The organism is Luteococcus sediminum, assembly GCF_054783495.1.
On the sequence record NZ_BAAGQL010000050.1, the window covers coordinates 228,225 to 248,902 of the forward strand.

General features: G+C 68.4%; 21 protein-coding genes. 17 read left to right on the plus strand and 4 right to left on the minus strand.

Going from position 1 to position 20,678, the window contains the following annotated elements:
• Positions 1 to 96: 96 nt before the first annotated feature.
• The 11 genes from ACYVKA_RS16470 (at position 97) to leuA (ending at position 12,128) form a co-directional block, all read left to right on the plus strand.
• Positions 97 to 1,281, plus strand: a complete 1,185-nt coding sequence (locus ACYVKA_RS16470; RefSeq protein WP_460707089.1) for a hypothetical protein — start codon at positions 97 to 99, stop codon at positions 1,279 to 1,281.
• Positions 1,278 to 2,945: an ABC transporter transmembrane domain-containing protein gene (locus ACYVKA_RS16475; RefSeq protein WP_460707091.1), complete on the plus strand. Its 1,668-nt coding sequence runs from the start codon at positions 1,278 to 1,280 to the stop codon at positions 2,943 to 2,945. The genes ACYVKA_RS16470 and ACYVKA_RS16475 overlap by 4 nt, the downstream gene beginning before the upstream one ends.
• 49 nt (positions 2,946 to 2,994) lie before the next feature.
• On the plus strand, positions 2,995 to 3,423 hold the full coding sequence (locus ACYVKA_RS16480; protein WP_460707093.1) for a hypothetical protein: 429 nt from the start codon (positions 2,995 to 2,997) through the stop codon (positions 3,421 to 3,423).
• Positions 3,416 to 4,864 (plus strand): sensor histidine kinase, encoded by a 1,449-nt coding sequence (locus ACYVKA_RS16485; protein ID WP_460707095.1) that lies wholly within the window; start codon positions 3,416 to 3,418, stop codon positions 4,862 to 4,864. The genes ACYVKA_RS16480 and ACYVKA_RS16485 overlap by 8 nt, the downstream gene beginning before the upstream one ends.
• A complete protein-coding gene (locus ACYVKA_RS16490) occupies positions 4,861 to 5,580 on the plus strand; it encodes a response regulator transcription factor (RefSeq protein WP_394275394.1) in 720 nt (239 codons plus the stop codon). Before ACYVKA_RS16485 ends, ACYVKA_RS16490 begins: the two co-directional genes overlap by 4 nt.
• Positions 5,581 to 5,696: 116 nt before the next feature.
• Positions 5,697 to 6,665, plus strand: a complete 969-nt coding sequence (locus tag ACYVKA_RS16495) for a PhoH family protein (RefSeq protein WP_460707097.1) — start codon at positions 5,697 to 5,699, stop codon at positions 6,663 to 6,665.
• Entirely contained in the window at positions 6,662 to 7,117 is a 456-nt protein-coding gene (gene ybeY / locus ACYVKA_RS16500) for an rRNA maturation RNase YbeY (protein ID WP_394275396.1), read from the plus strand. Before ACYVKA_RS16495 ends, ybeY begins: the two co-directional genes overlap by 4 nt.
• Before the next feature lie 5 nt (positions 7,118 to 7,122).
• The gene (locus tag ACYVKA_RS16505) at positions 7,123 to 8,430 is read left to right on the plus strand and encodes a hemolysin family protein (RefSeq protein ID WP_394275418.1); all 1,308 of its coding nucleotides are present in this window, start codon (positions 7,123 to 7,125) and stop codon (positions 8,428 to 8,430) included.
• Positions 8,423 to 9,463 (plus strand): GTPase Era, encoded by a 1,041-nt coding sequence (era, locus tag ACYVKA_RS16510; protein ID WP_394275397.1) that lies wholly within the window; start codon positions 8,423 to 8,425, stop codon positions 9,461 to 9,463. Before ACYVKA_RS16505 ends, era begins: the two co-directional genes overlap by 8 nt.
• Before the next feature lie 92 nt (positions 9,464 to 9,555).
• Positions 9,556 to 10,119 carry a hypothetical protein gene (locus tag ACYVKA_RS16515; protein ID WP_460707099.1) on the plus strand — a complete coding sequence of 188 codons (564 nt, stop codon included), beginning with the start codon at positions 9,556 to 9,558 and terminating at the stop codon, positions 10,117 to 10,119.
• A 254-nt stretch (positions 10,120 to 10,373) separates the two neighbouring features.
• Positions 10,374 to 12,128 carry a 2-isopropylmalate synthase gene (leuA, locus tag ACYVKA_RS16520; RefSeq protein WP_460707101.1) on the plus strand — a complete coding sequence of 585 codons (1,755 nt, stop codon included), beginning with the start codon at positions 10,374 to 10,376 and terminating at the stop codon, positions 12,126 to 12,128.
• 75 nt (positions 12,129 to 12,203) lie between these two features.
• Here leuA and ACYVKA_RS16525 read toward each other — a convergent pair whose 3' ends face one another.
• From ACYVKA_RS16525 to ACYVKA_RS16535, 3 genes are all read right to left on the minus strand, one after another.
• The gene (locus ACYVKA_RS16525; protein ID WP_394275403.1) at positions 12,204 to 13,004 is read right to left on the minus strand and encodes an isoprenyl transferase; all 801 of its coding nucleotides are present in this window, start codon (positions 13,002 to 13,004) and stop codon (positions 12,204 to 12,206) included.
• 9 nt (positions 13,005 to 13,013) lie between these two features.
• Positions 13,014 to 14,747, minus strand: a complete 1,734-nt coding sequence (locus tag ACYVKA_RS16530) for an ABC-F family ATP-binding cassette domain-containing protein (protein ID WP_394275404.1) — start codon at positions 14,745 to 14,747, stop codon at positions 13,014 to 13,016.
• Between the two features lie 435 nt (positions 14,748 to 15,182).
• The gene (locus tag ACYVKA_RS16535) at positions 15,183 to 15,923 is read right to left on the minus strand and encodes an SDR family oxidoreductase (protein WP_394275405.1); all 741 of its coding nucleotides are present in this window, start codon (positions 15,921 to 15,923) and stop codon (positions 15,183 to 15,185) included.
• A 70-nt stretch (positions 15,924 to 15,993) separates the two neighbouring features.
• Between ACYVKA_RS16535 and ACYVKA_RS16540 the strand changes: the two genes are divergently transcribed.
• Positions 15,994 to 16,551 carry a TetR/AcrR family transcriptional regulator gene (locus ACYVKA_RS16540; RefSeq protein WP_394275406.1) on the plus strand — a complete coding sequence of 186 codons (558 nt, stop codon included), beginning with the start codon at positions 15,994 to 15,996 and terminating at the stop codon, positions 16,549 to 16,551.
• Entirely contained in the window at positions 16,548 to 17,192 is a 645-nt protein-coding gene (locus tag ACYVKA_RS16545; RefSeq protein WP_460707103.1) for a hypothetical protein, read from the plus strand. The genes ACYVKA_RS16540 and ACYVKA_RS16545 overlap by 4 nt, the downstream gene beginning before the upstream one ends.
• A gap of 32 nt (positions 17,193 to 17,224) precedes the next feature.
• On the opposite strand, the gene ACYVKA_RS16550 is transcribed toward ACYVKA_RS16545, so the two are convergent.
• Positions 17,225 to 17,701: a DinB family protein gene (locus ACYVKA_RS16550; protein WP_460707105.1), complete on the minus strand. Its 477-nt coding sequence runs from the start codon at positions 17,699 to 17,701 to the stop codon at positions 17,225 to 17,227.
• Positions 17,702 to 18,032: 331 nt separating this feature from the next.
• Between ACYVKA_RS16550 and ACYVKA_RS16555 the strand changes: the two genes are divergently transcribed.
• From ACYVKA_RS16555 to ACYVKA_RS16570, 4 genes are all read left to right on the plus strand, one after another.
• The gene (locus ACYVKA_RS16555; RefSeq protein WP_460707107.1) at positions 18,033 to 19,427 is read left to right on the plus strand and encodes an IS110 family RNA-guided transposase; all 1,395 of its coding nucleotides are present in this window, start codon (positions 18,033 to 18,035) and stop codon (positions 19,425 to 19,427) included.
• Between the two features lie 60 nt (positions 19,428 to 19,487).
• Complete coding sequence (locus ACYVKA_RS16560; RefSeq protein ID WP_460707109.1) at positions 19,488 to 19,841, plus strand: hypothetical protein; 354 nt, start codon at positions 19,488 to 19,490, stop codon at positions 19,839 to 19,841.
• A gap of 206 nt (positions 19,842 to 20,047) precedes the next feature.
• Positions 20,048 to 20,251, plus strand: coding sequence for a CopG family transcriptional regulator (locus ACYVKA_RS16565; RefSeq protein WP_460707111.1), 204 nt, complete (start codon positions 20,048 to 20,050; stop codon positions 20,249 to 20,251).
• Positions 20,248 to 20,610 carry a type II toxin-antitoxin system death-on-curing family toxin gene (locus tag ACYVKA_RS16570; RefSeq protein ID WP_460707113.1) on the plus strand — a complete coding sequence of 121 codons (363 nt, stop codon included), beginning with the start codon at positions 20,248 to 20,250 and terminating at the stop codon, positions 20,608 to 20,610. The genes ACYVKA_RS16565 and ACYVKA_RS16570 overlap by 4 nt, the downstream gene beginning before the upstream one ends.
• Positions 20,611 to 20,678 lie beyond the last annotated feature (68 nt).

A 20,678-nucleotide genomic window follows, 5' to 3' on the forward strand; every position in this document is an offset into this window, starting at 1 on the left:
GGATGAGGAAGTCTTCATCCCGGCCTCATCGACTCATCACATCGGATTCCTAGCGTCGTTTTCACACCCGATCATCCGATCAACCAGGAGCCCTCGATGACTGCGACCTACCTCTCCAGCGCCACTCGCACCTCGGCCGCCACCACCCGCAACCTGCCCTCCGATCCGATGGGCCCCGGCATGGCCAGCGGGGCAATGTATGAGACGACCGCCGACCTTCCCCTGGCCCGCCTGCGCGCCGCCAAGATGGCCTACAGCACCCGATTCTTCTGGCAGCAGGTCACCGACGGCGCCGACGGCCACGAGCTGCTGCGCGGCCCCGACGTCACCCCCACCGCCGGCGAACTGGTGCTCGCCCGCGTCGTGAACATCGGCAAGCACACCCGCCTCGAGAGCCCGCACAGCCGTCGCCAGCTGCTCTTCCCCGGTGACGAGATCGTGGTCGCCTACGGCCACCGCTACGCGCCCGACCAGTTCGAGGCCGAGGTGCCCGAGAACCTGCAGGTCACCAACCTGGTCGCGGCCGGGGGTATGGCGGGACGGGTCACCGCCCAGCACGCCAGCATCGACGAGGCCACCGTCATCGAACCACTCGGCCTGATCGCCCGCGACGGCATCGCGCTCAACCTGACCACCCTCAGCCCCCACCACCCCCGCCCCAGCGTCACCCGCCGCCACGGCGAACGCCCCCGCCTGGTGACGGTGCTCGGCACCTCCATGAACTCCGGCAAGTCCACCACCCTGGCCTGCCTGATCAACGGGCTCACCAGCGCCGGGCTCAGCGTCGCCGCGGGCAAGGCCACCGGGACTGGCGCGGGCGGCGACCCGCGCATGTTCACCGACGCCGGAGCCCAGGCCGTGCTGGACTTCACCGACTTCGGCTACGGCTCCACCTACCGGCTCGGCTACGACGAGTTGAAGAAGCTGGTGCTGTCGATGATGGCGGCTCTGTCCAGCGCCGACACCGACGTGGTGGTCCTGGAGATCGCCGACGGCATCTACCAGGGCGAGACCGCACGCCTGGTCGCAGATCCCGAGGTGCAGGGCTGGATCGACAGCCTCGTCTTCGCGGCCGGCGACGCGCTGGGCGCCACCAAGGGCGTCGACCTGCTCCACGAGATGGGCCTGCAGGTCTCCGCCGTCAGCGGTGTGGTCACCGCCTCGCCCCTGGCTAGCCGCGAGGCCGGCGCGGTGCTGCCCGTCTCACTCGTGCCCACCTTCGACCTGACCGTGCCCGAGGTTGCACGGGAGGTCCTCACCCGCGACGCCCGCACCAAGTGAGCGAGGGCATGCGGCTGCCGCGGCTGTGGCGCGGCAGCCGCCGGCCACTGCTCGCGGGGCTGGCCGCGATGGGCTTCGGACAGGCAGCCGTGGCCGGTGCGACCGCCCTGCTGACGCCACGCCTGATGGGTGCCGCCACCACCCGCGACGAGATGGTGCTGGCCACCCTGTTGGCAGGCCTGGCCCTGCTGCTCGGGGTGCTGCGCGCCGGGGAGCGGGTCCTGGGCGAACGGCTCGGCCAGGACTACGTCCACGAGGTGCGCATGCACCTGGTGCGGGCCGCCCTGGTCGGGCGGGGGCCGTCCGTGGGGGTGACCGTGGCGAGGGCCACCAATGACCTCACCTCGGTGCGCAACTGGATGGTGCAGGGCATCGTCCCGCTGCTGTCGGGCATCCCCACCGTGGTGGGCTGCCTCGCGGCCCTGGCGATGCTCTCGTGGAAGCTGAGCGTGGCCGTCGCCATCCCCCTGGCCGCCCTGGCACTGCTGCTGGTGGTGGCCGGCTCCCACCTGCGCCGCCGCGCCGCCCGCCTGCGCCGCCAGCGCGGCCGCCTGGCCGGGCAGATCGCCGACGCCGTGCAGGCCAGCGAACCCATCCTGGTGGCCGGCGGCGTCGAACGCGAGGTCAAGAGCCTGGGGCGGCAGAGCCGTGAACTCGGCGACCGCGCCGTCTCACGAGCCACCCTGTCAGGCATCCTTCGCGGGGCCGCGGCCAGCGTCGCCACCCTGGCGATGGTCTTCGTCGGCGCCACCGCCGTGCTGACCAATCTCGACTCCGCCACCATCGCCACCGCCTTCCTCGTCGTCGGCATGCTCGCCACCCCGGTCACCGACCTGGGGCGGGTGGGGGAGTTCCGCCAGTCCTTTCGCGTCGCCCAACAGATCCTCGGGCCGCAACTGCAGCTCTCCCGCGAGCACCGAGCCGACGAGCGCCGCGCCCGCCGACAGAGTGCCGAAGGGACGACCATCCGCCCGCTCGAGGGGCGGGGGCGCGCGCCCGGGCGGGGCCTGCACTGCGCAGACCTGGAGGTGGAGGGGCGCGCCGTCCCCGAACTGGTCGTGGCGCCCGGTGAGGTCGTGGTGCCCGTCAGCCGCGACCCTCAGCGCCTGCGCGAAGTGGTCCGTGCCCTGTGCCACCCGCAGGACCAGTCCGAGGCCTGGATCCAGGTGGATGGCTGCCAGCTCGGGCAGCTCCCGGCGCAGGAGCGACGCCAGTTGCTCGGGGTCGCTGCGGCAGGGCAGCTGGTGGAACGCGGGACCATCGCCAGGGCGGTGCGCTATCGCAGCCCCGACAGTGATCGTCCGGTGGGGCCGGTGCTGGCTAGCGTCGGCCTGGACGGGGTCGTGAAGGACTTGGAGCGCAAGGAGCGCACGGTGCTGCGGCGCGGTGGCGAGCCGCTGGACGACGAGCAAAGGGCACGGCTGGCCCTGGCCCGCGCCATCTACGACGACCCGGCGCTGCTGGTGCTCGACAACATCGACCGGGGCCTGTCGGCCGAGGGACGGCAGAGGCTGTCTCGGCTGCTGCCACGCCCCGGCGTCACCATCCTGGTGAGCGACCATCCGGAGCGGCTGGTGGCAGACCACCGGGTGTGGGACCTTGATGCCGATCCGGCCAGACCACAGCTGGCCATCGGTGCGGGCCGACGGACAGGAACCGCATGAGGAGCAAGGAGGCCCCCCAGATGCGTGGTGCCGTGAGAGGAGAGGCGACATGAATCGCAGTCGTTGGCAGTTGGCAGGCATCGTCGTGGTGCTGGTGGCGGTGCTGGTGGCCCTGGTCCAGGGATTGATGTCGAAGCCGGGTGAACCAGAGGTCGAGCAGGACGTGGTACGGCTGGGCAGCCCGGGAGCGTCCAGTCCTGCGGGTACGGCCAGTTCCCGTGGGCCGTCCACGCCTGCGGGAACGCCCAGCCCGTCCGCCGCGGCCAGTTCCCCTTCCCGGACGCCCGCAGCCAGGGCCTCCGCCTCGTCGGCCCGGCCCACCCGTGCCCCCGCTCCCGCGACCAGGCCCACCCGGACCAAGACGGTGCCGGCGCCAGTGACCACCCGCCGTGCAGAGCCGCGTCCCCCCGTCTGGCAGGGTGATGACGATGATGACGACTGGGGGGAGGGCGATGACGACGATGGCGGCGATGACTGAGCTGCTCAGGCGGTCCGGCCGCTGGCGCATCGTCGGCTGGATGATGACCACGCTGGCCCTGGCCCTGGCCGTCGTCGTGGTGGTGGTTCGTTCGGTGCTGCTCGGCAATGCCGCAGAACAGGCCAACAACGACGTCTCGCAGGAACTGCGCGAGTTCACCAGCTTCGTCAAGAACGGGGTGGACCCGCACAGCGGAGAGGGCTTCGCCGATTCGCAGACACTCCTGGAGACCTACCTGCAGCGCCAGCAGGTGGGTCCCGACGAGGTGATGATGGGCTGGCACTCGGGCCAGGCGACGGCCTATGTGCTGCGCGGGCCACGCACCCCGTCGGTCGAGAGCTATGACTTCGTCGAGGACCCCCGCCTGCACGCCCAGGAGAGGCAGAAGAACTCCGGCATCCTCGACACCCCCGAGGGTCCGATGCGGTGGGGCAGGATCCTGGTGGAATCCGGCAGCGGGCAGCCCGACGCCCTGGTGGTGGGGGCCTTCACCGGACCGGAGGTGCGCGACGCCCACGAGACGGTGCGGACCCTCACGCTGGTGAGCCTGGCAGCACTGGCCCTGGCCGGCGTGGTGAGCTGGGCCGTCGCCGGCCAGATCCTGCGCCCGGTGCGCCTCGTCCGGCAGGCGGCCGCCCGCATCACCGAGCACGACCTGACCCAACGCATCCCCGTCGCCGGCCACGACGACGTCTCGGGGCTGGCGGTCAGCTTCAACGAGATGCTCGACCGGCTGGAAGAGGCCTTCGCCGTCCAGCGGCGCTTCGTCGACGACGCTGGCCACGAACTGCGCACCCCCATCACGGTGGTGCGCGGCCACCTGGAGCTGATGGGCGATGACCCGGCAGAACGCCAGCAGACCGTCGCCCTGGTGACCCAGGAACTCGACCGGATGGCCCGCCTGGTCACCGACCTGCTCGCCCTGGCCAAGGCCGACCGCCCCGACTTCGTCGTGCCGCAGGAGGATGTCGACGTCACCCAGCTGACCCTCGACCTGGATGCCAAGATCCAACACCTGAGCGACCAGCGCCGCTGGCAGCTCAGTCACATCGCCGAGGGTACTGCCAGGCTGGATGCCCAGCGCATCACCCAGGCGGTGCTGCAGCTGGCCGACAATGCCGTCCAGCACACCGTCGACGGCGACGCGATCACCCTGATGAGCCGCTTCGCGACGGAGGCGGACGGCCAGCGCGTCCTGCAGATCGCGATCAGCGACACCGGTGGCGGGATCGAACCGCAGCACCGTGAGCGCATCTTCGACCGCTTCGTCCATGGGGTCCCCGCCGACGGCACCCGTCACGCCGGTGCCGGACTGGGTCTGCCGATCGTCAAGGCCATCTGTGAGGCCCACCGCGGCCGGGTGCAGGTGGACAGCCCGCCCGGCCAGGGGGCCACCTTCACCCTGGTCCTCCCCGCCGATGCACGAAAGGCAGAACAGTGAGCACGATCCTGATCGCCGAAGACACCCCCTCGATCGCCTCCTTCGTGGAGAAGGGACTGCGCGCGGCTGGATACCAGACGGCCATCACCGGCGACGGGCCGACGGCACTGCTGCTGGCGCAGTCGGGCAGCTTCGACCTGATGATCCTCGACATCGGCCTCCCGGGGCTGGACGGCTTCGAGGTGCTGCGCCAGCTGCGCGCCAAGGGCAGCGGCCTGCCCGTGGTGATCCTGACTGCCCGCGACTCCGTGCACGACACGGTCCACGGCCTGGAGGGCGGTGCCAATGACTACGTCACCAAGCCCTTCCAGTTCGCCGAGCTTCTGGCACGAGTGCGGCTGCGGCTGGCCGAGCCGGCACCCAGTCCCGCCAGCAGCTCGGAGTTGGTGTGCGGGCAGCTGCACCTGGACCTGCTGAGCCGGCGCGTGCGGGTGGGGGAAGGGGAACCGATCGACCTGACCTCGCGAGAGTTCCGCCTGTTGCAGGTGCTCATCACCCACGCGGATCAGGTGCTCAGCCGCGAACAGCTGCTGGGGATGGTGTGGGAGATGGACTTCGACCCGAACTCGAACGTGGTTGATGTCTTCGTGCGCTCGCTGCGCTCGAAGATCGGCCCGGAGCACATCGAGACGGTGCGGGGAATGGGCTACCGACTGCGTGCTGCCCGAGGCCCTAGACTTGCGGACGTACGTGCCCGATCACTGGAGGAATCCTGACCACCTCGCAAGACGCCCACCCCGACCCGTCGCGCCCCGACCGGACCCGTCCGGAGTCCCTGGAGCTGGCCCGGCGCAGCTCCACACGACGCGTCGCCATCCCCGCCTCGATCCAGATGGTGAACCTGCTGGGCCCGCGGGACGAGTTCCTGCGGCTGATGGAGAAGGAGCTTGCCGCCGACATCCTGGTGCGCGGAAATGAGGTCACCCTGACCGGCACCGCCGCCGACACCGCGTTGGCCGCCGACATCTTCACCGAGCTGGTCACCATCCTGCGCACCGGCCAGGGCCTGACGAAGGAGACGGTGGAGCGCGTGGTCGGCATGGCCAGCTCCGCCGAGGAGGTGAGTGCCGCCGAGGTGCTCACCCACAACATCCTGTCAACCCGTGGCAAGTCGATCCGGGCCAAGACGCTCAACCAGAAGCGCTATGTGGAGGCGATCGACGCCAACACGATCGTCTTCGGCATCGGCCCGGCCGGCACCGGCAAGACCTACCTCGCCGTCGCCAAGGCAGTGCAGGCGCTGCAGCGCAAGGAGGTCACCAGGATCATCCTGACGCGGCCTGCGATCGAGGCCGGCGAACGACTGGGCTTCCTGCCCGGCACGCTCAACGACAAGATCGACCCCTACCTGCGCCCGCTCTACGACGCGCTGCACGACATGATGGACCCCGAGGCTGTGCCGAAGCTGCTGACGGCCGGCACCATCGAGGTGGCGCCGCTGGCCTACATGCGCGGCCGCACGCTCAATGACGCCTTCATCATCCTCGACGAGGCCCAGAACACGTCGATGGAGCAGATGAAGATGTTCCTGACCCGCCTGGGCTTCAACTCCAAGATCGTGGTCACCGGCGACATCACCCAGGTGGACCTGCCCAATGGCCAGCCCTCGGGCCTGCGCGGAGTGCAGCAGATCCTCGACGGTGTCGACGACATCAGCTTCTGCACCCTGACCAATCGCGACGTGGTGCGCCACAAACTGGTGGGGCGGATCGTGGCGGCCTATGACCAGTTCGAGAGCACCAACCAGGTGCAGCAGGCCTTCGACCGGGCCAACCGCGCGACCCGCAGGAGCATCCAGTGATCGACCTGAACAACGAGTCGGGACGCACGGCCGACGAGAAGGGCCTGATCCGGCTGGCCGGTTTCGCCCTGGAGCAACTGCGCATCCATCCGCAGAGCGACCTGTCGATCCTGCTGGTCGACGAACCGACGATGGAGCAGTACCACCTGCGATTCATGGACCTGCCCGGCCCCACCGACGTGCTGAGCTTCCCGATGGACGAGCTGCGCGCCCCGCTGGACGACGAGGAGCCCCCGCGCGGGCTGCTGGGCGACATCGTGCTGTGCCCGGCGGTCACCGAGCGCCAGGCTGCCGAGAACGGGCGTCGCCCCGACGACGAGGCCGAGTACCTGCTGGTCCACGGCCTGCTGCACCTGCTGGGCCACGACCATGCAGAGCCCGACGAGAAGGCCGTCATGTTTGCGCTGAACGACAAGATCATCGCGGCCTGGCAGGCCCGCAAGGGGGATTGACGGTGCTGACCACGAACCAGTGGGTCGAGATCGCCGCCGCCCTGGTCTGCACCGTCCTGGCCTTCTGGCTGGCCGCCGGAGAGACGGCGCTGGGCCAGATCAGCAAGGGCCACGCGGAGAAGCTCGTCGAGGACGAGCGTCCCGGCGCGGCCAGGCTGGGCAAGATCGCCGAGGACCCGGCCCCCTATGTGAACACCACCCTGCTGCTGCGCACGATCCTGGAGATCGTCGCGATCGTGCTGGTCTGCCAGGTGACCTTCGCGCACCTGCACGTGGGCTGGCAGCGGATGCTGGCCACCGTCGGCACCATGGTGCTGGTCAGCTTCATCCTGTGGGGCGTGGCGCCGCTGACGATCGGGCGCCAGCGCTCGGAGAAGGTGGCGCTGCGCTTCAGCGGCCCCGCCCAGGTGATGACCACCCTGCTGGGGCCGGTGCCGTCGCTGCTGATCCTGGTGGGCAACGCGCTCACGCCGGGGCGCGGTTTCTCCGACGGGCCCTTCAGCTCCGAGGCGGAGCTGCGTGACCTGGTGGACCAGGCCGAGGCCAGCGAGGTCATCGAGGCCAGCGAGTCGAAGATGATCCACTCGGTCTTCGAGCTGGGCGACACCATCGTGCGCGAGGTGATGGTGCCCCGCACCGACATGGTCTTCATCCACGCCGACAAGACGCTGCGCCAGGGCCTGTCGCTGGCGCTGCGCTCCGGCTTCAGCCGCATCCCCGTCGTCGGGGAGGGCCTGGACGAGATCCTGGGCGTGGTCTACCTCAAGGACATGGTCAAGCGTGGCTATGACAATCCCGAGGCCGAACGCACCGAGACCGTCGGCCAGCACATGCGTGCGGCCACCTTCTGCCCGGATTCCAAGCCCGCCAATGAGCTGCTGCGCGAGATGCAGCGCGACCGCAATCACGTCGTGGTGGTGGTCGACGAGTTCGGTGGAACCTCGGGCCTGGTCTCCATCGAGGACATCCTGGAGGAGATCGTCGGCGAGATCGTCGACGAGTACGACGCGGAACCCACCCACACCGAGGAGCTGGAGCCGGGTCTCTTCCGGATCTCGGCCCGGCTTCCGGTCGACGAGATGGGCGAGCTCTTCGACCTGGAGCTCGACGACGAGGACGTGGAGACCGTCGGCGGCCTGATGGCCAAGATCCTCAACGTGGTGCCGATCCCCGGCAGCATCGTGGAGTACGAGGGCGTGCGGATCGAGGCCGAGAAGACGGCCGGCCGCCGTCACCAGATCGACACCTGCCTGGTGCAGCGCGTCGAGCCCAGTGAGCACGACGACGAGCAGGACGAGGACGACGATGAGTGACAAGTACGCAGACCAGAAACCGGCGAACAAGGCGACGCCCGAGCGGATGCCGACGCTCGACGAACTGATGAGCGACGACTTCGATCCCGAGACTGATGTCGACTGGACCGGTGACAAGAACTTCCGGTCCGGCTTCGCCTGCTTCGTGGGGCGCCCGAATGCGGGCAAGTCGACGCTCACCAATGCCTTGGTGGGTTCGAAGATCGCCATCACCAGCTCCAAGCCGCAGACCACCCGGCACTCGATCCGCGGCATCGTCGACCGTCCCGACGCGCAGCTGGTGCTCATTGACACCCCGGGCCTGCACAAGCCGCGCACCCTGCTGGGCCAGCGCCTCAACGACCTGGTGCGCGAGACCTGGACCGAGGTGGACGTGATCGGCATCTGCCTGCCGAGCAACCAGCCGATCGGCCCCGGTGACAGCTTCCTGGTGGGTGAGATCGCCAAGCTGACCAAGAAGCCGAAGCTGGTGGCCCTGGCCACCAAGACCGACCTGGTTCCTGGCGACAGGCTGCGCCAGCACCTGCTGGACATCCAGGCGCTGGAGGAGAAGCTGGGCATCAGCTGGGAGACGATCATCCCGTGCTCGGCCGTCAGCGGTGAGCAGGTGGACGTGGTGGCCGACGAGCTGGTCAAGCTGTTGCCCTGCGGCCCGGCCTTCTATCCCGACGGCGAGGTGACCGACGAGCCCACCGAAACCCTGGTGAAGGAGCTGATCCGCGAAGCTGCCCTGGAGGGCGTGCGCGACGAGCTGCCCCACTCGATCACCGTCGAGATCGACGAGATGGGCCTGCGCGAGGGACGTCCGGAGGACAGGCCGCTGCTGGACGTCTTCGCCTCGATGATCGTCGAGCGCGAGTCGCAGAAGGGCATCATGATCGGGCACCGGGGGCAGCACCTGAAGGAGGTCGGCACCGCCGCCCGCCACCAGATCAGCGCCCTGCTCGGCACACCGGTGCACCTGGACCTCAAGGTGAAGGTGCTCAAGGACTGGCAGCGCGATCCCAAGTACCTCAACCGTCTGGGCTTCTGACAGGTTGGGTTCGTGACCGGCATGGCTCGTGGCGAGTGCGCCTGCCGGGACGCGCCCTTCCCAGGCTTGCCCGTCTCTGCAAGGATCGCGGGATGAACCAGAACGTCGTGACCGAGACCTTCCACAACGAGGGCGGCATCAAGGTGGGCGCCATCGTGCGCCGCATCGAGCCGACCAGCCTGTCCACCCTGCTGTGCTTCACCAGCCCGGACGGGCTGCACCACGTCGAGAGCCGGATCGAGTTCGACGACGAGAACCCCTTCAACTGGACGCATTACGTGCAGCACGACGACGAGGCCTTCGTGGAGCGCGACAGGCAACCTGGCGATCCCGCCAATGTGGTGCCGGGCCATGCCGAGTGCCTGCTGGTGAGCCGACTGCTGGACTCTGGCGAGCAGGAGCTGGAGTTCACGCTGCTCGACGAGCGCACCGGCCAGATGCGTCCGGCCGTGCTGGTGCACAAGGGTGACGAGGTGGGCCTCTACAGCGAGGACCAGCTGCTCAACCGGCACCGGGTCCTGGGTGACGAGGTGATCGCCTCCGATTGGGAGGGCAATGGCTCGCGGCTGGTGCACGACGTCAACGAGCTGCTCGAAGGCCTGGACGACGCGATCTGCGTGCGGGTGCGCAACTTCCTTCGCGGCAGCGAGATCTGAGGTGGCGACTGCCCGCGCATTCAGGTGCGCCTGATGTCGCTGGCGCATCTCGTGATGTGGTCGCAGGTTCCCCACAGATGAGCAGGCCATCGCTACAGTGTCCGCCATGGCGATCATGAAGATCAGGTTCGCGCTTCCCGCGCGGCTGCTCCTTGCCCGCCGCAGCGAGGCCCGCTGACCACCAGCCATGGCACCCTCGTTGCGGAGTCCGCCGATGCCTGGCACACCACCCTCCACGACCAGGGAGCCCCCGCATGACCACCCAGCAGAGCCCCAACCAGTTCGGCACCATCCCTCAGGACGGCATCCCCGTCCAGCAGCCCAGCCCAATGCCGTGGCATCGCTACAGCGCCTTCGAGCCCGTCGACGTGCCCGACCGCACCTGGCCCACCAAGAAGGTGACCAAGGCCCCTCGGTGGCTGTCGACCGACCTGCGCGACGGCAACCAGGCCTTGATCGACCCGATGACCCCGGCGCGCAAGCGCAAGATGTTCGACCTGCTGGTGAAGATGGGCTACAAGGAGATCGAGATCGGCTTCCCGTCGGCCAGCCAGACCGACTTCGACTTCGTCCGCAGCCTGATCGAGGGCGACGCGATCCCCGACGACGTCCAGATCAGCGTGCTGACCCAGGCCCGCGAGGACCTGATCGAGCGCACCGCCCAGTCGCTGGTGGGCGCCAAGCGGGCCAATATCCACATGTACAACGCCACCGCCGAGCTCTTCCGTCGGGTCGTTTTCAAGGTGAGCGAGGCCGAGTGCATCGCCCTGGCCACCCGCGGCACCGAGATGGTGATGAAGCACGCCGAGGCGAACCTGGGCGATGTCGAGTTCGGCTACCAGTACAGCCCCGAGATCTTCACCCAGACCCCCACCGACTTCGCGATCGAGGTCTGCAATGCGGTGGCCGAGGTCTGGCAGCCCGAGGCGGGCCGCGAGATCATCTTCAACCTGCCCGCGACGGTGGAGATGAGCACCCCCAACACCTACGCGGACCAGATCGAGTACTTCGGCCGGCACGTGCGCAATCGCGAGAACGTGGCGATCAGCCTGCACCCGCACAATGACCGCGGTACCGCCGTCGCCGCCACCGAGCTGGGCATGATGGCCGGCGCCGACCGTGTCGAGGGCTGCCTGTTCGGCCACGGCGAGCGCACCGGCAATGTCGACCTGGTGACGCTGGGCCTCAACCTGTTCAGCCAAGGCATCGACCCCCAGATCGACTTCAGCCAGATCGACGAGATTCGCCGCACGGTGGAGTACTGCACCGGGCTGCCCGTGCATCCCCGGCACCCCTACGCGGGCGACCTGGTCTACACCGCCTTCTCCGGCTCCCACCAGGACGCCATCAAGAAGGGCCTGGAGGCGCTGGAGGCCAAGGCTGCCGCCGAGGGCCGCGGCCTGCACGAGATCGACTGGGAGGCCCCCTACCTGCCGATCGACCCGCACGACGTCGGCCGCTCCTACGAGGCCGTGATCCGCGTCAACAGCCAGTCGGGCAAGGGCGGCATGGCCTACCTGATGAAGACCGATCACAAGCTGGACATGCCTCGTCGCCTGCAGATGGAGTTCAGCCGCGTGGTCCAGCAGCACACCGACTCCGAGGGCGGCGAGGTGGACTCCGAGCAGCTGTGGCGCATCTTCTCCGACGAGTACCTGCTGCGCACCGAGCCGCTGCAGCTGCTGACCACCTCGACCACGGCCCAGGGCGGCAACCACGCGATCAGCGCGACCGTGGTGTGGAAGGGCGAGGAGGCGACGGTCACCGGCGAGGGCAATGGTCCGGTCTCGGCCTTCGTCGACGCGCTGACCACGCTCGGCATTCAGGTGCGCGTCCTGGACTACACCGAGCACGCACTCACCTCGGGAGGCGACGCCAAGGCTGCGGCCTATGTCGAGTGCGAGGTGGGCGGCGACGACGACCCGCGCGTCGTCTGGGGTGTCGGCATCGACAGTGACATCATGACGGCATCACTGCAGGGCGTCGTGAGTGCAGTCAACCGCATGTGATGTGAGCAGCGGGGCAACGGCGCCCCTGGACGGCGGTCGGACCTTCGGGTCCGACCGCCGTTCCCTGCCTTCGGACTACTTGACCTCGTTGGGGATGGCCCCACCGAAGCGACGGTCGCGTCCGGCGTAGATCTCCACGGCCCGCCACAGGTCGCGGCGGTCGAAGTCCGGCCACAGCCGGTCGAGGAAGACCATCTCGGCATAGGCGGACTGCCAGACCAGGAAGTTGCTGGTGCGCTGCTCGCCGGAGCTGCGCAGGAAGAGGTCGACGTCGGGCACCTCGGGCTCGTCGAGGTAGCTGCGCAACACCTTCTCGTCGATCTTCATCGGGTCGAGCAGCCCCGCCTTGGCGTCCAGGGCCATCTGCCGCGCGGCGTCGGTGATCTCGGCGCGGCCGCCGTAGTTGCAGCAGAACTGCAGGGTGAGCGTGGTGTTGTCCTTGCTCTGCTCCTCGGCCGCCTCCAGCTCGCGGACCACCGACGGCCACAGGCGACGACGGCGCCCGGCCCAGCGCACGCGCACGCCCAGCGCGTCGAAGTCGTCGCGACGGCGGTGGATCACGTCACGGTTGAAGCTCATCAGCCAGCGCACCTCGTCCAGCGATCGGCGCCAGTTCTCGGTGGAGAAGGCATAGGCGCTGATGTAGGGGATGCCCATCTCGATGGCGCCTTCGATCACGTCGAAGAGGGAGGCCTCGCCTCGCTCGTGCCCCTCGGTGCGCTTGAGGCCCCGCTCCTTGGCCCAGCGGCCATTGCCGTCCATGACGATGGCGACGTGCCGGGGCACGAACTCCGCCGGGATCTGGGGCGGGCGCGCGCCGGACGGATGGGGCTGCGGTGCGCGCTTGGGGGGACGCTGCGATGTCTTCTTGGCCACGCAGCGAGCCTAGCCAACGCCATGGGCGGGCGCCGAGCGCACCGGTGTGGTTGGCGGCTCCGCAGTGAGGTGGAGGCGCTGGCCGGTCCAGGAGCGGCGCAGCCAGCGGTCGTGACTGGCGACGACCACCGCGCCCGGATACCGGGGAAGATCCTCCTCGAGTGCGGTGACCAGCGCCAGCGAGAGGTGGTTGGTCGGCTCGTCCAGGATGAGCAGGTCGGGCGGGCTGGCCAGCACCATGGCGAGCGCCAGTCGGCGTTGCTGGCCGATGCTGAGCGTCCCCACTGGCCGCGAGAGATCGCGTGGGGCCACCAGCCCGAAGGCGGACAGCGGGGTCGTCTCGGCAGTCTCCTGTCCGACGGTCGTGGCGTAGAGCTGCCGGACGGTCGGTTCGGGTTCAAGCTCTACCTCTTGGGCCAGGATCGCGACGGTAGCCGTGCGGGCACGGGAGACGGTGCCCGAGTCGGGGTGGAGCTGTCCGGTGAGCAGGGCGAGCAGGGTGGACTTGCCCGAGCCATTGGGGCCGGTGACCAGCCAGCGGTCATGACGCCCGATGGTCAGCGAAGTGGGGGCCAGCCTGTTCGTCACCCCGGCCTCGGAGAGGGCTGCGATCACCGACGGGACCGTGTGGTCGTCACGTCGGCCGATGTCGAGCCCGCGGAAGTGGAGCTCTGCCGGGGGCTTTCGGACCTGGGTGCGTTGCAGTTCGTCAAGCCTTCGGGCGAAGTCGTTGACCCGACGGGAGACCACGGTGGCATTGCGGTCGGCATAGAACTTCTTGGCCATGCGCACCTCGCTGCGGGCCGCGGCGCCCTCGTGCCCGACGGTGTGGCTGTCGCGGACGTTGCGTTGCAGCTCCTTGAGCTCGGCCTGCTCGTCGTCGTACTGCTTCTGCCATCGCTCGCGCTGGGCGGCCCTGGCCTCGAGGTACTCGGTGAAGGTGCCGGTGTGGCGCGAGATGCCGATGCCGCTGGTCGGGCCGTCGACGGCGATGGCGCTGATCACTGAGCTGGGCCGTGGTGCCGGGTCGAGGTCGACGATGCCGGTGGCCGTGGCGTCCATGAAGGCGCGGTCGTGGCTGGCGAAGAGCACGGGGCCGGGCCAGTCGAGCAGCGAGCGAGTGAGGAAGTCGATGCCGGCGTCGTCCAGATGGTTGGTGGGTTCGTCGAGCAGCAGCGTGTCAGGACGGCTCAGCAGCAGCCAGGCGAGCTGCAGACGAGCCCGCTGGCCACCGGAGAGCTCACCGGTGGGGCGCTCCCGGTCGAGGCCCGGCAGGCCAACGCCGTCGAGGACGATCTCGGCGCGGTGGTCCAGGTTCCACACGTCGTGGCGGGCGGCTTCCTCCAGGGCGCGGTCGTAACGCTCGTCGGCCGAGGGGATGCCCTGTTCGAGTGCAGCCGTCGCCTGGTCGAACTCGCGCAGGATCGCCCGCGGTGCGGCGAAGGCCTGGTCGATCACCTCGGCAACGGTGTTGGTGAGGGAGAACGGGAGCTGCTGCCACAGCAGGCCGAGGCGTCCGGGGACCTCGACCGAGCCGCCGTCGGGGTGCTCGACGCCGGCGGTGATGCGCAGCAGCGTGGACTTCCCGGTGCCGTTCTCGCCGATCAGGGCCAGACGCTCGCACTGACTGACAGTGAGGCTGATGTCGGTCAGCACCCGGCGGTCGGGATAGGACTTGCTGATCCCGTCGACGCGCAGGTGCGCGCCGCGGCTCAGGGCGTTGGTGGGTGTGGGAGTGGACATGGGGAAACCTCGCGTGTCAGGTGGGACGGGACGACGGGTTTCACAGCCACATGCGGGGAAGAGTAGCAGGCCTGGATTTTGGTGTCTTCTGGTTTTGCGGCAGGGCAGACCGGGGCCTGTGGGTCAGCCGACCACGGTGCTGTTGAACGGGTCGGTCACCGAAGCCTGGTTGCACGCAGTCTGTGACGACGTGTCCTCCTGGGGAATTGACTTCTGCACAAAGGCATGGGCGCCGTCGGAGGTCTGCCGGCACCCGCCCCAGGGTCTCGGTCACGTTCCATGGCTGGCCGAGACCTGCATGGAGGACGGCCTGATGGTTGCTTTCTCCTTCGGCGCAGAGGGGGGATCGCGACATCGTTCGCATCCCCCAACATGCACTGCCCCGGCCTTTCACTCGCGGCAGATGATCGCGTTGTGGTGTTGCAGCTTGATCGGCTACGTGGTTTCGCGGGAGGCACGCCAGTCATCGAGGCTTGGGCCGACGATGGAGGCCGTGGGCGAGGGGACAAGTGCGCCGCTGGTGAAGGCCGTGCCGTAGGCAGTGGGGATGGTGACCTCCACGGGGTAGGGGTGCCGGGGGCATATGCTGAGGGTGAGTTCCTGCAGCGTCATGACGTCCTGGCCCGCTACTTCGACCACGTCATGAGGCTGCTCCGACAGGGCTTCGTGGGCAATCGCGGCGGCGACGGAGTCGAGCGCGACCGGCTGGATCTTCATCGCGGGAACGATTGCGATGGGGCCGAGCTTCATACGCTGCTGGTTCTGGGCTGCGAACTCGAACCACTGTGTGGATCGGATGATCGACAGCTGTGGACTCATCTGGCGTGCCAGCCGCTCCTGCTCGGCCTTCGCGGCGAAGTAGCCGTAGCCCTGCACCTCGGGCAGGTCGCAGTTCACGATCGACAGCAGCACATGCCGGCCGCCATTATCCCGAGTTGCTTGGGCGATCGTGCGGGTCGAGGTGGTGAAGAACTCCACTGCCGGTCGCCGCCGCAGGAACGTCCCACCGGTGGCTTCGATGACCACGTCGAACCCGGCGAGCCTGTCACTGGCCCGGGGGTCACGGATATCGAAGCCGGTACGTCGAGACATCATCACGCACTCGGTGCCCCATTCCTCGACGGCGTGCTGGATCGCCGTACCTGACGTTCCGCCGCCCACTACTGCCACTCGCATGTTGCCTCCCGTCCAGTCTCTACGTTCGTAGAGTCTCTATGATCGTAGAGCAACGGGTGAGGGGGGCGGCATGGAGCGCAGGGACGTGATCGCGGACGCGGGGATCCGACTGGTGGCACGCGACGGTGTCCACGCTCTGACCCATCGTCGGGTCGACGCCGAAGCGGGGCTGCCCGCCGGGTCGACGTCGTACTACGCGCGAACGCGAGGCGACCTGGTCGCTCTGGTCGCTGCCCGCCTGTCCGACGGGTCCGCGGGGGACCTCGATAGCCTCGTCGTTCCGGACGCGCTCACGCCCGTGGAGGCTGGATGGATCCTGGCTGGGCTGGCTCGTGACATGGCTGGGCGCGGTGATGCGCAGGCGGCTCGTTTCCTCCTGATGCTGGAGGTGCGCGCCGACCCGGAGCTGCGGGACCTGCTCACCCCTGCCGCCGCAGTCCGCAACCAGGTCACCCACCTCGCGGCGCGACTTCTCGCCGCCCTGGGGGTCGCCGAGGAAGGCCGTGACGTGCTCGCGTCCCAGTTGGCGGTGCTGGTGGATGCGCTGTTGATGTATGACACCAGCCACGCCGAGCCTGTCGACCTGGAGAACACACTGACGGCTTACCTGCGCGGGATCCTCGGATGAGCACGAGCAATCCAATCGCGACGGGCTGGCAGCTGAGCGGGTCGGGCGCTTGCTTGGTGGGTGGAAGCCTCTGCTGGGTGCTCGCCGAGTCGCTGAGGGCCCTTGCTGGCTACATACCTGACGCCATCGGCCTCGACGGTCAGAGGCCCGCCCAGCTGGCGGCGTGGCGGGCGGCCAACGAGCTGACGATGCTGACGCTCGTACTGGTCCCGACTGGGCTGGTCGGACGGATGTGGCGACCTCGTCCGCCGACCGGTCTGGCCTGGGCGCTCGGGGTGGTGGGTGCGCTCATCGGGTCGGCGTCGCTCCTGCTGCTGATCGCGCTGGAGGGTCTCCTCGTCTACCCCATCCCCGAACTGCCACTCAACGCCACGATCCTGCCGCTGGTCGAGAGTCTCGTTCTGGGCGCGCGCCACCTAATCGCCTTGGGCTGGGCACTGGCAACGGGGGCATTCACCGCTCATGTTCTTCAAGTCAGTGCCACGCCGTCGCGCCTGCTCGCAACCGTGGGCGGGCTGAGCGTTGTCTGCCAGCTGGCGGGTTCCTTTCCCTGGCTCTGCCCACGCTGGATACCGGTGACGGCAAGCCTCCTGCTAGTCATCTGGACTCAATTGACTTGCAGGCATTCCAGCAGGTTGTGACCCCACCCCTCAGCGGCATTGGCGTGCCTTGGCTATTCGCCGACCTGTCCGTCGATGGCTTCTCGCAGGATCTCCGCATGGCCGCAGTGTCGGGCGTACTCCTCGATCATGTGGGTCAACAGCCAACGGACTGAGACTGTCTCACCGCCAGGGCGATGGACCTGAATGGACAAGGCGAACATTGGGTCAAGCACCGCCTGTTGCCACAACCGTCGAGACCTGTCGACAGAATCCTGCCAGCGGCGACGGAGCACCACTGGCGACATCTCCCGGGCAGACTCCCAGTCCCAGTCGGGTGTGGAGCTCCAGTCCACGCTGTTCCAAGGATCGCCCGCGGGGGATGAGGTGAGTACTCGGGAGAACCAGAAGTCCTCGACGTAAGCGAGGTGGTTGAGCAGGCCGGCGAGGGTCATCGTCGACACGGTGCAACGCTGGTGAAGAGCTTCATCGTCGACCCCTGTGACCTTCCAGACCATGGTGGCCCGCAGGAAATCAAGGAAGTCAAGCAAGGTGGCCGCCTCGTCAGCATCAGCGGGAGGGTCGGGACGGCCCTGCTCGTCGTGGACGGTTTCACTCACGCGCCAACCCTACTGACGAGCGGTCGTCGGCATTTAGGTTGGTTGTGCTCCTGCTGGTGGGTCTTGTCATAGCGGCTGGGACACACGGTGATCCCTTTGTTTTGAGAGGCCACCAGCAGGGGCTGCTCGATGAGGACGGTGTCTCTGTTCGGGAACGCGGAGCCAGACCGCTGAAGGGTCGGGACTCCTACTTGGGAATGTCTGGGCGATACCGGATGCCTTGATCGAGCCAGTTGGTCCCGACTGCCATAGGAGGCACCTGATGGGATGGACCCTGGGCATCGACCTGGCCTGCCGAGCAGCCCACGTCGCTTCACTCGCCGCGCCGGACGGCACGATCATCTGGACGGGCCGCACCTTCTTCACCCGACCCGCCGAGCTGGAACGCCTGCTCGACGACATCGACTGTGACCCCACGCAGCTCACGGTCGTGATGGAACCCACCCGCAACGCCTGGTCACCGGTCGCGGCCTGGTTCGAACGCCACGGCTGCAGGATCGTGTTGGTCCCCACCAGCCAGTCCTCCGACCTGCGCCAGTACTACTCGAAACACACGAAGAACGACCGGCTGGACTCTCGTCTGCTGGCCCGGCTCCCGCTGCTCCATCCCGAGGGCCTGGCCGACCACCGCTCCGCGGGGCCGGCCGAGCCGTTGCGTCGCGCGGTCCGTCACCGCTCGTCGCTGGTCAAGCGTCGCTCGGCCGTGTTCGCCCGGCTCGACGCGCTACTCGAACTGCTCGGCCCGGCTTGGTACGAGGCCCTCGGCGCCGACTTCGGCAACGCCTCGCTGCACCTGCTGGCCCACTACGCCAACCCCACGATCCTGCTCCGGCTAGGGCTGAGGCGCTTGGCGGAGTTCCTGCGCCGCTACTCCCACGGCCAGTGGAACCACGACAAGGCAGTCCAGCTGATCGACGCGGCGAAGGCGTCGCTGGACCTCTGGGACGGTGACGGGATCGACTTCACCCAGCTCGGCCTCGACATCGCCATCGAGGCCGAACAGGCCTTGCTGCTCGGCAGCCAGATCCGCGACCTGGACGCCCGGATCGCGGAGCTCTACCAGGCCCAGGACCCCGACCGGGTCATCGCCTCGGCGCCCGGGGTCGGTCCGTTCATCGCAGCGGTGATCGCCGGACGGGTCGGGGACGTGACCCGCTTCCCGTCACTGGCCGCGGTCCGGTCCTACTCCGGGCTGGTCCCGAAGGTGTCGCAGTCAGGCACCAGCGAGCACCACGCCGGCGTGACGAAGGCCGGTGACACCCTGCTGCGGGAATCGATCTGGCAGGCCGCGGACATGGCCCGCCGGATCGACCCCCAACTCGCCGCGAAGTACGTGAGATTGATGAACGCGGGCCGCCACCATGACTCGGCCATCTGTCATGTCGCGACCACGCTGCTGACCCGGATCGCGTCCTGTTGGCGGGCTGGGCAGCCCTACCAGATCCGTGACCTCGATGGCACGATCCTGACCGTAGAACAGGGCAAGGCCGTCATCGCCGCCCAGCACCAGGTCGAACCCGGCCAACGTCAGGCCCGCCGCCAGACACGCACGAGCCAACGGTTGAAGAAGAGGACGGGCCGGGTGTCTCAGGAGTCGCCAAGCGCTCCACCACCACGGCCCGTCGCCGTCCAGCCTAGAAGCCTCCCCGCAGCTTGACTTCCCTTAGGAACTCAAGAGAGTGCGTTGACAGTGGATGGCGGCTGGCATGATGCGTTCATGGGATTGCCCGGGCTGGGTCACGACCGCACTCTGTGGCTCGACTTCGAGTCGGCCGGTTTCGACGACGAAACCCTGGCGCTGTTCGCGGCCGAGGTGGACGAGTTCGAATCTGTGCTGAACTGCCGGGTCCGGATTGGGGTACGCGACAGGTCGAACGATGCGTCGTGGATGGTCGCCGCACCTGGCTCTGGAGACGCGCCATCGTTGACGTGGGATCACTCGACGCTGACGTTGACCTCGCACGCGGCAGGACCCGAGCAGATGCTGGACTCGATGCAGCTGCTCCATGCCCTGGTTCGACATCCTGACTCAGAGCCTGCGTTCCGGGCACCGGCGAGTCTGGGGCAGTGAGTCTGGGTCAGTGGATCGTGCGCCGCGCGCATGAGTCGCAGCTCCTCGGCAACGCCGGCTACGCGCTGAGGGATGGCGAAACTTGGGGGAACCTGGCCTACCGCCTCGACCCTGCAGCCCAGGTCAGGGCTACGCGGCCGAGGCCGTCCTGCATCCCTGAGTCCTCGTGGCGTCAGCATGCGATACCAAGTTGGTATCATCGGGTCATGGCAATGACTCTGCGGTTGACCGAGGACGATGAACGCGTGCTCGCGCATCTGGCGCAGGACGAGGGGATCAGCCGCCAGGAGGCCACGATCCGGGCGATTCATGAGGTGGCCGAGCGGCGGGGGCATGAGCGCAAGGTGTCGGATGCCTCCCGGCGAGCTCGTGCTCGCTATGCCGACGTGCTGGAGCGACTCGGGCGGTGACCGAGTACCTCGACTTGGAGGACCTGCTCGCGCTGGTCGATGACCTGCAGGTTGGTCCGTTGCGTGATCTGGGCTTGCTCGACTCAGCGGCGCACCGCCCCAGGACGAGCCTGTGGGGTCGTGAGGCATACCCGAGCCTGGATGAGAAGGCGGCCGCGCTGTTGGAGTCGCTGGTCCGCAACCTTCCACTCGTGGATGGAAACAAGCGCCTCGGGTGGCTCGCCGCCATCGTCTTCCTCGACATCAATGGCGCGTGGGTCGAGGCGCCGGATGACGACGCCTACGACCTGGTCATTGCTGTGGCCAGTGGGCGCCTGAACGTCCCCGAGATTGCCGAGACGCTCGCCCGCTGGCACTAGACCGCCGCGGCATGAGCGGAGATCAGTCGGCTCCTGCCCTCAGCGACTCCCGTCAGGCTCCCGGTGGT